The 12,710-nt window shown below is 63.9% G+C and carries 11 protein-coding genes; 4 read left to right on the plus strand and 7 right to left on the minus strand.

Annotated features, from left to right (window positions below):
• Nucleotides 1–4 precede the first annotated feature (4 nt).
• The 5 genes from VGT77_RS09910 to VGT77_RS09930 all read right to left on the minus strand — a co-directional run bounded on the left by VGT77_RS09910 (nucleotide 5) and on the right by VGT77_RS09930 (nucleotide 3,809).
• Nucleotides 5–679 carry a hypothetical protein gene (locus VGT77_RS09910; RefSeq protein ID WP_327462068.1) on the minus strand — a complete coding sequence of 225 codons (675 nt, stop codon included), beginning with the start codon at nucleotides 677–679 and terminating at the stop codon, nucleotides 5–7.
• A gap of 29 nt (nucleotides 680–708) precedes the next feature.
• Nucleotides 709–987, minus strand: coding sequence for a hypothetical protein (locus VGT77_RS09915; RefSeq protein WP_327462070.1), 279 nt, complete (start codon nucleotides 985–987; stop codon nucleotides 709–711).
• Between the two features lie 54 nt (nucleotides 988–1,041).
• On the minus strand, nucleotides 1,042–1,809 hold the full coding sequence (locus VGT77_RS09920; protein ID WP_327462071.1) for an isocitrate lyase/phosphoenolpyruvate mutase family protein: 768 nt from the start codon (nucleotides 1,807–1,809) through the stop codon (nucleotides 1,042–1,044).
• Between the two features lie 102 nt (nucleotides 1,810–1,911).
• Complete coding sequence (locus VGT77_RS09925; RefSeq protein WP_327462073.1) at nucleotides 1,912–2,715, minus strand: LytTR family DNA-binding domain-containing protein; 804 nt, start codon at nucleotides 2,713–2,715, stop codon at nucleotides 1,912–1,914.
• Entirely contained in the window at nucleotides 2,712–3,809 is a 1,098-nt protein-coding gene (locus VGT77_RS09930; RefSeq protein WP_327462075.1) for a sensor histidine kinase, read from the minus strand. The genes VGT77_RS09925 and VGT77_RS09930 overlap by 4 nt, the downstream gene beginning before the upstream one ends.
• Nucleotides 3,810–4,009: 200 nt before the next feature.
• Between VGT77_RS09930 and VGT77_RS09935 the strand changes: the two genes are divergently transcribed.
• A complete protein-coding gene (locus tag VGT77_RS09935) occupies nucleotides 4,010–4,588 on the plus strand; it encodes an HD domain-containing protein (RefSeq protein ID WP_327462077.1) in 579 nt (192 codons plus the stop codon).
• Nucleotides 4,589–4,693: 105 nt separating this feature from the next.
• On the opposite strand, the gene VGT77_RS09940 is transcribed toward VGT77_RS09935, so the two are convergent.
• Nucleotides 4,694–8,131: a TonB-dependent receptor gene (locus tag VGT77_RS09940; protein WP_327462079.1), complete on the minus strand. Its 3,438-nt coding sequence runs from the start codon at nucleotides 8,129–8,131 to the stop codon at nucleotides 4,694–4,696.
• A gap of 195 nt (nucleotides 8,132–8,326) precedes the next feature.
• On the opposite strand from VGT77_RS09940, the gene queG reads away from it, so the two are divergent.
• A complete protein-coding gene (queG, locus tag VGT77_RS09945) occupies nucleotides 8,327–9,481 on the plus strand; it encodes a tRNA epoxyqueuosine(34) reductase QueG (RefSeq protein WP_327462142.1) in 1,155 nt (384 codons plus the stop codon).
• Here the strand turns inward: queG and VGT77_RS09950 are convergent.
• Nucleotides 9,445–9,918: a helix-turn-helix domain-containing protein gene (locus tag VGT77_RS09950; protein ID WP_327462081.1), complete on the minus strand. Its 474-nt coding sequence runs from the start codon at nucleotides 9,916–9,918 to the stop codon at nucleotides 9,445–9,447. The two genes, queG and VGT77_RS09950, sit on opposite strands and share 37 nt — an antisense overlap.
• A gap of 140 nt (nucleotides 9,919–10,058) precedes the next feature.
• On the opposite strand from VGT77_RS09950, the gene VGT77_RS09955 reads away from it, so the two are divergent.
• Complete coding sequence (locus tag VGT77_RS09955) at nucleotides 10,059–10,394, plus strand: CC_3452 family protein (RefSeq protein WP_327462083.1); 336 nt, start codon at nucleotides 10,059–10,061, stop codon at nucleotides 10,392–10,394.
• 129 nt (nucleotides 10,395–10,523) lie between these two features.
• Nucleotides 10,524–12,614 carry a bifunctional (p)ppGpp synthetase/guanosine-3',5'-bis(diphosphate) 3'-pyrophosphohydrolase gene (locus tag VGT77_RS09960; RefSeq protein ID WP_327462085.1) on the plus strand — a complete coding sequence of 697 codons (2,091 nt, stop codon included), beginning with the start codon at nucleotides 10,524–10,526 and terminating at the stop codon, nucleotides 12,612–12,614.
• Nucleotides 12,615–12,710 lie beyond the last annotated feature (96 nt).

Below are 12,710 nucleotides of genomic sequence, written 5' to 3' on the forward strand. Positions count from 1 at the left end.
AAGTCTACTGGCTAACTGATCGCGATGACACGATCCGGCCGGCCGTATCGGTGATCACCTCCATCAGGCGTCCGCCACGGTCCCGCAGACGGCGAACGGTCTGACCGGCATTGTTCACGGTGCTGGACAGCTCGGTTAGCCCGGAGCGGGCGAGGTCGAGCACCTGGCCGCTGCGCAGCGCCGTCCCGGCGATGCCGCCGACGGTCCCAACCGTGTTGTTGGCGACGCCGCCGACCGTGTTCACGGTGTTGTCGACAGTATTGAGCAGCTGAGTGACCAGCTGCGGGTTGTTGTCGAGCGTCTGCAGCGTGCGCTCGATGATCGCGCGGACATTTTCGAGCCGGACGATCAACGTCGCCTGCGCCTGCACGCCCTTGATCCCGATCTTCACCTGGTCGATCGACGCATCGGCGCCCGCGGTGAGCTTCAGCAGATTGGCGAGCCGCGCATCGAGCGCGATGTGCACCTGCAGGTTGTTCACCTCCAGGTTGATCTCGTCGACGGAGAGGTTGGGCACATCGAGCAGCACGTCGGGCTGGTTCTGCCCGGACAGCGCCTGTTGCGCGAGCTGAGAGGGCTGGCCGCCACCAACGATGCGGCGATTGCGGTCCTGCGCTTCGGCGGGAGCCGCGATGGTGAGGATAGCGGCCGCGGCGGCAAAAAGGGCAGTCTTGCGCATCTTATTCTCCCTGTTGTGCAGCCGTAACGTCATTGCGGCGGGGAGGTTTCACCGCTCTCGACCTGGACGCGCGCCGCCTGTGGATCGGCGACGCTGGCGCGAGCGCGAATGGTGACCTCGACATTGTCGAGCGTCTTGCGCCCGTTCGCCTTGGGAGCCTGCACATCGACCAGCCTCTCGCCCTCGGGCTCGGCATGGACGGTCAGCCGGGCATCGCCCTGCTTCTCGATCGTCACGGAGCGGGCGCGGACATTGGCGTTGAACTCGATGTCGGGCGCTGAGGCCTGGAGCAGCAGGAACAGGATCATTTCGCCTCCGGCATTCTCTTCCGAGAGAAACGCTCAATGGCTGAAATGTTGCCGTCAGGCGAACGCCGCCCTTGCCGCATCTGTCAACGCCGCCATGGCCTGGCGATAAGGGCCGGGGCCATGGCTGATACGCGCGACACCCAGTTCGGCGAGGCGCTTCGCGCTCGGCATGCCGGGGAACATCATCGCGTTGACCGGCAGCGGTGAGGCTTCGCAGATTCGGGCGAGCAGGCCTTCATCGGCAAGGCCAGGCACGAAAAAGCCGCTGGCACCCGCACCGGCATAGGCGCGAGCCCGCTCCAGCGCATGATCGGCGGCGGCGCGGTCGTGCGTGTCGGGCTTGGAACTGAGGAAGATGTCCGTGCGCGCGTTGATGAAGGCGGGAATGCCGGCCCGCTCCGCGGCACGGCGCAGCGCCTCGACACGGGCTGCCTGGACATGGACCGGGTGCAGACCCTCGCCGCCAACCACGCGATCCTCGAAGTTGCAGCCGATTACTCCGGCCGCGAGCGCCAGTCCGAAATTCTCGCCGACACGGGACGGATCGACCGCATAGCCGCCCTCGAAATCGAGCGTGACCGGCAGTTCGACGGTGGCAACGATCCGGGCGGCATTGGCGACCGCGAGGTCCAATGGCAGACCCTCGCCGTCTCCAAAGCCGTATGCAGCGGCGACGGACCAGCTACCAGTCGCAATCGCCTTTGCGCCTGCGTCGGCGATCGCTTTGGCGGAGCCTGCGTCCCATGCGTTGAACAGGATCAGGGGCTGCCCCGGCTTATGGAGCGCCGCGAAGGCGCGTGCTTTCTCGCTCTGGTTCATCATGTCTCGTCATCCCCGCGAAAGCGGGGACCCAGCTTCCCGAAGCTTGCGATCAAGACTCCTGGGTTCCCGCTTTCGCGGGAATGACGAAGGTGAGGCGGTCGATCAATGCACGAAGCGGGCGACGACATCGCGGTAGCTGCGGCTAACCTTCACCTGTGCGCCTGAGTCGAGCACCAGAAAGCATTCGCCATTGGTGTGCGGCTTCACCTGCTTAACCAAATCCAAATTGACGATGGTGGAGCGATGGACGCGCTGGAAGCGTCGCGGGTCGAGACGCTTTTCCAGGTCCTTCATCGTCTCGCGCAGGATCAGCGTGTTCTCGGCGGTGTAGATGCACATATAGTCGCCTGCCGCGTCGATGCGCTCGATCGTATCGACGTCGACGCGGAAGATCTGGCCGCGATCCTTGATGTTGATCATCTTCTCGAAGCGGCTCGCAGAAGGCGCCTCGCCGCCGCCATCGCCGATCTCGGCGGCCGCCTCGGGCGCCACTTCGGCCAGCACTTCCTTCAGCCGATCGACCTCCTCGACGCCGCGTTTCTCGGCTAGCCGCTGGCGCACGCGGTCGAGCGTCGCGGCGAGCCGGTCTTCCTCGACCGGCTTCATCAGATAGTCGGCGGCATCGGCCTGGAAGGCGCGCACTGCGTGGTCCGAATAGGCGGTGACGAAGACGAACAAAGGCGGCTCGACTTCCATCAGTCCTTGGACGACCGAGAAGCCGTCAAAGCCGGGCATCTGCACGTCCAGGAAGACGAGGTCCGGCTTGTTGGTCTTGATCGAGCGGATCGCTTCCCGCCCGTTCGAACAGGTGTCGACGATCTCGACATCCTCGTGCGGTTCGAGCCGAAGCTGCAGGCCCTGAATGGCCAGAGGCTCGTCATCGACGAGAATGGTTCTGATGGTCATGCGGCTTCCCTTGGTTGTTCCTCAGTCTGGTACGGAATCTCGATAACGACTTCGAATCCGCCCCCCGCACGCGCTCTCGCGTCGAACTCATGATCCTGGCCATAGGCCTGCGCCAGCCTGTCGCGAATGTTCGCCAGACCGACGCTGGTCGATGTGCCCGGCCCCGGCTTCTTTTCCGTAGGACCGGGTCCAGTGTCCGCGACGATGATCCGCAGGCGATCGACCACCAGCCGTGCGCTGATGATGATGTCGGCCCCTTCCTCCTGCGGCGTCACGGCATATTTGATGCTGTTCTCGACCAAAGGCTGCAGCAGCAGCGACGGCAACCGTGCGCGCAGCACGACCGGATCGACCTCGAAGATCGGACGCAGCCGGTCCTCGAACCGCATCTTCTCGATGTCGAGATAAAGCTTCAGCGTCTCGATCTCCTGCTCGATCGTCACCTGCCCCAGCGGCTCGTTGACCAGCGTATAACGCAGGAACGACGACAAGCGCGATAGCATCGCATTCGCCCGCTCGGTCTGCTTCAGCAGCACGAGGGTCGAGATCGAGTTCAGCGTGTTGAACAGGAAATGCGGGTTGAGCTGGTAGCGCAGCATCGCCAACTGGGCGGTCGAGGCCTGGCTCTCGAGCGCGCGCAGCTGATCCGCCTGCTCCTCGACGACCAGGAAGAAGTTGATCGCGTAATAGAGCGCCGACCAAGCGGCGATCACCACGAAATCGAGGAAGATGGTGCCCAGGAAAAGGCTGATCTGAAAGGACTCGCCCGGCCGCTGAATGGTGTTGAAGATCCAGGCGTCGATCAGCGAGTAGATGCCGGCGGCAATGACGATGCCGCCGATCGAACCCACCCAGGTGACGACCGGCTTGCGCCGAAGCAACTCGCGGTAAAGCGCGCCCAGCACCAGGGTCAGCGAATAGCCTGTGGCGGTCGAGACGGCGACCGGCACCAGGAAAGCGAGCGTCAGGCCGTTGGCGAAGCCTGAGAGAATGCGCAGCAGGAAATAGCCGGCCCAGCCCGCGGTCTGCAGGTTCCAGAAGGCACGGTTCTTGTCGTCGAAGAACGGCTTTGCAGGCAGTACGGCGGTCGCCATTGCCGCGGCTCTATCGAATTCAACTCAAAGTTGAAACTCATCCGCTCGTCCTGAGCGAAGGCCGTAGGCCGTAGTCGAAGGGCGCGGTGCCAGCGCCCTTCGATTTCGCGCTGCGCGCTCCGCTCAGGACGTGCGATCAAGAGGCTTCCCGAAGAAGGTGGAGAGGTTTACGTTAGCGTCAAACGAGAGGAGCCTAAACCATGTCCGACGGCCATGCCGATCGCGCCAGCTTCACCGCCATGGAACATGGCACGGCGGAAGATTGGCAGATCATCTCCAGCCATTTCTTTCCCTTCGCCGGCCAGGTCGGCAAGCGCGTGCTCGACCATCTGCGCCTGCTCGACGGCGATTATGGCGGCTTTCCCGTCGACCGCCTGGAGCACTCGCTGCAGACCGCGACCCGTGCCCACCGCGACGGGCGCGACGAGGAATATGTCGTTATGGCGCTGCTGCACGACATCGGCGACACGCTCGGCTCGTTCAATCACCCGGATGTCGCCGCTGCGATCCTGAAGCCGTTCGTGTCGGACGAAAACCTGTTCATCGTCGGCCAGCACGGCGCCTTCCAGGGCTATTATTATTTCCACCACCTGGGGATGGATCGAAATGTCCGCGACAAGTTCAACGGACACCCGCACTATTCCGCCTGCGCGGAGTTCTGCGAGAAATACGACCAGTCCGCCTTCGACCCGAACTATGACAGCGCTCCGCTCGAGTTCTTCGAGCCGATGGTGATGCGGGTCATGGCCCGGCCGAGGCAGAGCATGTACGTGAAGTAGCAACCGGCTGGCGCCATCCCGACCTCGGTTCGGGAAGACGGACAAAGAGAAAGCCGCCGCCCGGATGTCCGGACGGCGGCCTTTCTTTGGGCGATCGCCCGGCGCTTAGAAGGTGAAGCGCGCGCCGACGCGGATCGTGTAAAGCGACTGACGCGACGAGATCACGTTCTGGCTCTGCGGCGTGCCGTTCGGTGCCGAGTAGCGATACTGAGCACAGGCCTGCCCCGAGTTCGCCGCTTGCACAGCAACCGCACCCGCCGGGATCTGCGCCGGAGCAGTGCCCACCGGCACCACCGCCGTGCCGGTCGGGGTGGCCGTCGTGAGACAGGCCGCGCGAACCGCAGCAATGGTGTACGGGAAGGAATATTCCCGGATCTGGCCCCAATTCTTGTTCAGCAGGTTCGTGAAGTTCTCGATGTCCATGAACAGCTGGACGCGGGCATCGGTCCAGCCCGGAACCGGCAGTTCCTGGGAGAGATGCAGGTCGAGCTTCGTGAACCAGGGCGAGTTGAACGCGTTGCGCGGCGTCACCTTGCCCCGATACTTCTGAAGACCCGTCGAGTTGATCAGCGCCTCGAGGTTATTCTGGGTAGTCGTGCTGTCGTAAGAAACCAGCGGATCGTTCGGGCCGGTCGGCACATAGAGCAGGTAACGGCCGCTCGTGCCGGTGTTGCCGAAGATGCCGCTGCGGGCGTTCGACACGTCCTGCATCGTGTAGCTGAACGGCTTGCCGATCCGGGTCTCGCCGAACAGCGAGAAGCGGGTCTTGTAGTCGCCGAAGAACTCACGGTTGAGGGTCAGGCCATACTTGATGTTGTGACGGACCTCGTCGTTCGAGACGCCGTAAGCTGCGCCGCGACCATCGAAGAAGGCACCGTTGCCGTAATTCGAGCCCGCCGTCGAGGAAGTCGCCGGCGTCTCGTCCTTCACGTCCTGCCAAGTGTAGCTGGCGAAGACGTCCAGACCAAAGTCGAAGCGCTTATCGACGCGCGCCACCGCGATGTAGCTGCGGCCGCGACCGGTGTTGGTCAGCAGCAGGTCCTGGAAGGTGTCGCCGAAATTCGGAGCGCCGGCAGTCGTCCGGGTGACCGGCACGTAGCGGACACGGCCATCCGGCGTCGTCAACGTGCCCGGCACCGAGCGGATGTCGGTAAAGTAGACCTGGTTGCGAACTGCCGAATAGAGGAAGTCCGCGCCGAACCGCCAGCCGCCACCCAGGAAGTTGTCGAACTCAGGCGTCCAGTCGACCGACAGCGTCGCCCGCCATTGCGACGGCAGCTTGAAGTCCGGATCAAGCGCATTGACCGGGGCGGTCGCATTGCGGTCGGTCGGCACCGTTGCCGTGTTCAGCAGCTGAGTGGTCGCCGCGGCCGGAATGGTCGTGCCGTTCACATTGGCCAAGGCAGCAGCGCCGATCGCAGTCGGTGCCCCGACGAATCCCGTGCCGTTGTTCTGCCGACGGATGTCGATCGAGTTGGACAAGAAGCCCGTGTTCGAGAAGCTGTTCGAGACATAGACGTCCGGCGAGCCACCTGCGAAGATGCCGACACCCCCGCGGAACGTCAGGTTCGACAACGGCTTGAAGTCGAAGCCGATGCGCGGCTGGAAGACGCCGCGACCGCTGATGTAGGTCTGGTTGGTGAAGCCATAGCGCAGCTGGAAAGCCTGGTTCAGCGCCGGACGGCTGTGGCCGCCATACATGTCGTAGCGCGCACCGATGGCGAGCGACAGCATGTCGTTGACCTGCCAATTGTCCTGAATGCCGAAGCTGTAGGTCTGATATTTGAACTGCGCGGCGGCATCGGCCGGGTCCTGCGAGGGCACAGCGTTCTGGTAGCGAAGGCGCGACGCGATGCCAGCCTGGAAGTCTGCGATCGAGTCGAAATAATAGTCGCCAGCCGTCCGCTGCAGGAAGAGGTTGAAGATCTTCGCGCTCTGGAACTCACCGAACAGGCGGATGTCGTGATCGCCCTGGGTCAGGCGGGCCTGAACGAGACCGCCGAAGCTCTGGCTGGTCAGCTCGTTCGACTGGCGCGAGATATCCGGACCGAACGACACGGTGCCGAAGCCGTTGGCGCAGTTCAGGGACTGAGTCGTCTCCGTGTTGTTCGCAATGTCCGAGGTCGGCGCGGTGCAAACCTGGAACTGAGCAAAGCCGCGTCCAAGGATCGGATCCTGGCCGCGCTTATAGTCCTTGTAGAAGCCACGCACTTCGGTCGAGAAATTGTCCGTCCAGTCGGAGTTCAGCTGAACCACGCCGGTGTGCAGCCGGTTCGACGAAACATAGCCATTGGATTCCAGACCGAGGCCCGGAGCGTTGGCCGTGCCGGAGGCCGGGCCGACGTTCGTGTTCTGGTTAAACCGGATCTCGTCCTTGGTGTAGATATAGGTCAGAGAGGCGCGCTGCGTGTCGGACAGGTTCGCGTCGATCTTTGCAACCAGGCGATCATCGCTGTCGCCCGAGTTGTTCAGAACGCCACCCGTATCATAGCCGTAGCGGCTCTGCGCGATCGACTGGATCTGCGCCAGCTGTGCGTCGGTGATGTTCGGAATGACGGTGCCGGCATTGTCGCCCGGCACACCTTCCGCGATCGGGGTGCCGGCGCGAATGCGCTCGCCGGCGACCATGAAGAACAGGCGGTCGGGAATGATCGGACCCGAAATCTGGGCGCCGTAATTCTCATACTTGTAGTTCGGAAGCGTGACGCGGCCCGTGGGCACGCCAGGGCCCGGCTTGGTGCGCTTGCCGTTCAGCTCGTCGCTGGAATAGGCGTAGAAGCCGGTGCCGTGGAACTCGTTGGTGCCGGATTTCAGGATGGCGTTGATGGCGCCGCCCTGGAAGTTGCCTTCACGCACATCGAACGGCGCGACCTTGGTCTGGAATTGGCCGATGGCGTCGAACGGCACCGGCGAGCGGCGGGTCGGCAGACCGTCGGGGTTCAGACCGAAATTGTCGGTGACGGGCACGCCGTCGACCGAGAAGCGGTTGAAGCGCGCATTCTGGCCAGCGAACGAAACGGCGCGGCCATTGCCTTCCGAATAGTCGAGGCGCGCGAAGGGATCGCGGCGCATCAGGTCGCGGATGTCGCGGTTCACCGAGGCGATGGTGGTGATCTGCTCGGCGGTGATGATGGTTGCCGGACCCTGGCTGATCGTACCCGCATTGGGGATGCTGGCGGCGGTCACCACGATATCGTCGCCGCCGGCCGACTCGGCGGTCAGCTCAATCGGCAGGTCATAGGCCTGGGCGATGACGGTGAAGACGTCAGTGACGCTGGTATCGGCAAAGCCCGGAGCCGAGACGCGCACCGTGAACGGGCCGCCGACGCGCAGGCCGCTGGAGTTGAACGAGCCGCTCGCATCCGTCGTGACAGTCGAGCGCGAGCCCGACGGCACGTGCAGGATTTCAACGGAAGCGCCGGCAACCGCGGCGCCGCCGCTGGTCACCGTGCCGCGAATCGTCGACGTGGTTTCCTGCGCCTGGACGGCGGCAGGAGCGATGAGCGCAGCCACGGCCGCGCCGATAAACAGATGATTTCGCATTGCTTTCCCCAAAATCGGGCGGTGCCCGCTCGCGACTCTACTCAGCCGTTGCCCGCGCCTTTGGCTCCGATATGTTGCGGTTCGGAGACTCGCAACGGCGCAGCGCCCGTGCGGCCTTAACATTCCGTTGTGCGTTGCAAAAAAGACACGCTGACCGGAGTGTCAGTGGCACCACACGGCGCCTATATGGGCCGCATGGCGCCCGATCTCGTCCATGCTTTGAAAACCGAAGCGGCGCGGCTGGGCTTCGCCGCCTGCGGAGTCGCGCGCGCCGATGCGACGCCGCTCGCGGGCGAGCGGTTGCGGGCGTGGCTGGCCGGCGGCTGCCATGGCGACATGATTTGGATGGAGTCGCGGGCCGACCAGCGTGCGGCTCCGACCGGGTTATGGCCGGAGGTAAGGTCGGTGATCGCGCTCGGGATGAGCTATGCGCCGGCCGAGGATCCATTGCGGCTGGCAGAGGCGCCGGAGGCCGGCCGCATTTCCGTTTATGCGCAGGGGGCCGATTATCACGACCTGATCAGGCGCAAGCTGAAGGAACTCGCGCGCTGGCTGGTGGCCGCCGCGGGCGGCGACCTGAAGGTCTTTGTTGACACCGCGCCAGTGATGGAGAAACCGCTCGCCGAAGCGGCAGGGCTGGGTTGGCAGGGCAAGCACACCAATTTGGTCAGCCGCGAACATGGCAGCTGGCTCTTCCTGGGCGCCATTTTCACGACTTTGGACCTGCCCCCGGACCAAGGGGGAGCGGCGCGCTGCGGTAGCTGCAATTCGTGCCAGACAGCCTGCCCGACTGATGCCTTCCCGGCGCCCTACCGGCTCGATGCGCGGCGCTGCATTTCCTATCTGACGATCGAGCATAAGGGGCCGATCCCGCATGCGCTGCGGCCGGCGATCGGCAATCGCATCTATGGCTGCGACGATTGCCTCGCCGTCTGCCCCTGGAACAAGTTCGCCGAGAGCGCCGCCGCCAATCTCGCCTTTGCGCCACGCGCCGAGCTGACCGCGCCCCTCCTCGCCGACCTGCTGGCGCTGGACGATACGGGCTTCCGTCAGGTGTTCGCGGGTTCGCCGATCAAGCGGATCGGCCGCGACCGGATGATGCGCAACTGCCTTATTGCAGCGGGGAATAGCGGGAGGACAGAGTTGGCCGGGGCCGTGCTGCCACACCTGGACGACCCTAGTCCCGTCGTGCGCGGCGCCGCAGTGTGGGCGCTTGCGCAGCTGGACGCCAAGGCCTTTGGAAATGAGCGAGCGAACCGCTCAGACGCCGAACCGGACGATCAGGTCCGAAGCGAGTGGCTGGAGAAGCCGCCCTACTCTGCCGCCTTCGCGTCCAGTTCCTCGCGATAGACGAAGCAGAGGTCTTCCCAAGCGAGCGGACGCAGGTCGTGCGAATAGACGCGGATCGGAGCGATCGGCATTTGGTCGCGCTGATCGACCAGCACCGGATTGGACGGTGTCCCCGTCTCCCACTTCTCGCCCCATTGCCGAAGCGCGATCATGGTCGGCAGCAGGTCGAGGCCTTTTTCGGTCAGGCGGTACTCGATCTTGCGCCGGTCCTCAGGGCATGGCTCGCGCGAAAGGATGCCAACATCGACCAGCCGGCCGAGCCGATTGGCAAGAATGTTGCGGGCGATGCCCAGGTTCGACTGGATCTCTTCGAAGTGCTTCAGTCCGTTGAAGGCAGCGCGGAGGATCAGAAACGCCCAGCGTTCGCCCATCGCTTCCAGCGCCTTGGGCAGGCTGCATTCCGCGGCGATCTCCGCAAGCGGCTCTCTCAGGCCCATCCTTTATCCTCTCACCCTGTATCAACGTAACCGAACCGTCACCGTTCACAAACGGCAAAATCATTTTCAGTTTCTAGTTGCAACTCGAAACCTACTTGGGTAAGTAGTGATTCGCAACTGAATAACGAAAGGGACGGATCATGGTTCGGATTGCTGCTCTTCTCTTCTCGCTCGTCGGCTCCCTCGCGCTGCTCGGCTCGGCTGCGGTCGCGCAGCCGAACACCGGCTTCTACTCGGTTACGCTCGCAAACGAAGTCACCGATGCCAAGCAGGTCGTCCGCGGCACGCTGTTCAGCTGCAACGGTGCAACCTGCGCCGCGGCCGAAGGCACCAGCCGGCCCGCAATCGTCTGCGCCAGCGTGGCGCGCGAACTCGGTCCGGTGACATCCTTCCGCGCGGGTAACGAGATGCTCGACGGCGAGGCGCTGGCCAAGTGCAACGCCAAGGCCGACACCACCAAGCTGGTGCGCCGCTAAGTTACGCGCGGACGAACTCCCCTCTGTTACGGTCCGCACGCCTCCGCCGGAGCTCGCTTGAGCTCCGGCGGTTTTTCTTTTTGAGCCTTTGCTGTTGCGTTGCGGAAACGCTTTCCCGATCTTGGGCCCGTGCTGAGGCAGTATGAATTGGTGGAGCGGGTCAAAAGCTATGACCCGGAAGCGGACGAGGCGCTGATCAACCGGGCCTATGTGTTCTCGATGCAGATGCACGGAACGCAGAAGCGGGCATCGGGCGATCCCTATTACAGCCACCCGATCGAAGTGGCCGGTATCCTGACCGACCTGCACCTCGACGACGAGACGATCGCCACCGCGATCCTGCATGACACAATTGAGGACACCCTCACCACGCACGAGGAGATCGAGGCCAAGTTCGGGCCGAACGTCGCCCGGCTGGTCGATGGCGTAACCAAGCTCAGCAAGATCGAGGCGCAGACGGAGAATCAGCGGGCGGCGGAGAACCTGCGCAAGTTCCTGCTGGCCATGTCCGACGACATCCGCGTGCTGCTGGTGAAGCTTGCCGACCGGCTGCACAATATGCGCACGCTCCACTTCATCAAGGACGAGGGGAAGCGCCGGCGCATCGCCAAGGAGACGATGGACATCTACGCCCCGCTCGCCGAGCGGATCGGCATGTACGAGTTCATGAACGAGATGCAGACGCTCGCATTTCGTCAGCTCGAGCCGGAAGCCTATGAGTCGATCACCAAGCGCCTGCAGCAGCTCCACGAAGGCGGCGGCGACCGGATCGCGCGGATCGCCTCGGGGCTGAAGCTGCTGCTGTCGCGCAACGGCATCGAAGCCGAAGTGCAGGGCCGCGAGAAGCACGTCTATTCGATCTGGCGGAAGATGGCCGAGCGTCACATCAGCTTCGAGCAATTGTCGGACGTCATGGCATTCCGTGCGATCGTGCCGGCGACGCAGGACTGCTACAAGGCGCTGGGCGTGATCCATGGCCGCTGGCCGATGGTGCCAGGGCGCTTCAAGGATTACATCTCGACGCCCAAGCGCAACGGTTATCGCTCGCTTCACACCTCGGTGATCCATGCCGAGAATATGCGGATCGAAATCCAGATCCGGTCCAAGGACATGCATGCCCAGGCCGAGTTCGGCCTCGCCGCGCACTGGGCCTATAAACAGGCGCAGGACCGGCCGGACACGCAGGTGCGGTGGATCAGAGACCTGATCGAGATCCTCGACACCGCCGACAGCCCGGAAGAGCTGCTCGAGCACACGCGCATGGCGATGTATCAGGACCGGATCTTCGCCTTCACGCCTAAAGGCGAGCTGATTCAGCTGCCCAAGGGTTCGACACCGGTCGACTTCGCCTATGCCGTGCACACCGATCTGGGCGACCAGACGGTCGGCGCGAAGGTCAATGGCCGGGTGGTGCCGCTGCGCACGCCGATCGAGAATGGCGACCAGGTCCAGATCCTCAAATCGAAGGCGCAGGAGCCGCAGCCGCAATGGCTCAACTTCGCGGTGACCGGCAAGGCGCGCGCCTCGATCCGGCGCTATGTCCGCCACAAGGAACGCGACGAGATGATCGCGCTCGGCCGCAAGCTCTATGACGAGATCGTCCAGAGGCTGCCGGCGCAGCTTGGTGCGGACGCGCTCAAGAGCGCGCTTCAGCGGCTGAAGATAGGCGACGAAGCGAGCCTGATGGTTGCGGTCGCTCGCGGCACCGTCAGCGACGCGGCGCTGATGGAAGCCCTGATGCCGGGTTCCGCCGGCGGCGATGTGGATGCGAAGGCGCCGGCGCAACGTCAAGCGATCTCCATCAAGGGCCTGACGCCCGGCGTCGCCTTCGACCTCGCCGCTTGCTGCCACCCGGTGCCCGGTGACCGTATCGTCGGCTTGAGACGCCCAGACGAAGCGATCCAGGTGCACACGATCGATTGCTCGCAGCTTGCCGACGGCGTCGATGCGGATTGGGTCGATCTCGCCTGGGGCGACAAGTCGGACGGTGGCACCGCCCGGCTGAACGTCATCGTCCGCAACGAGCCGGGCTCGCTCGCGGTGATGAGCGGCATTTTCGGCACGCACAAGGCGAACATCCTGAACCTGAAGCTGGAGAACAGGGACGGCGCGTTCCACACCTTCCAGGTCGATATCGAGGTGCACGACCTGCACCACCTAATGCGCATCTTGGCAGCCCTTCGGGCGGCGGACGCAGTGGCGAGCGCGGAGCGGGTTTAAGCCCCTCGGAACAGGCACAGCTGCTTTCCCGAAAGTCCGCCAAGGGTGGAAAGCAGGCATAAGGAGGTGTCGTCAGCAACTGCACTGACGACACCA

The sequence above is a fragment of the Sphingomonas sp. genome (genome assembly GCF_035944535.1).
Lineage (GTDB): Bacteria > Pseudomonadota > Alphaproteobacteria > Sphingomonadales > Sphingomonadaceae > Sphingomonas_B.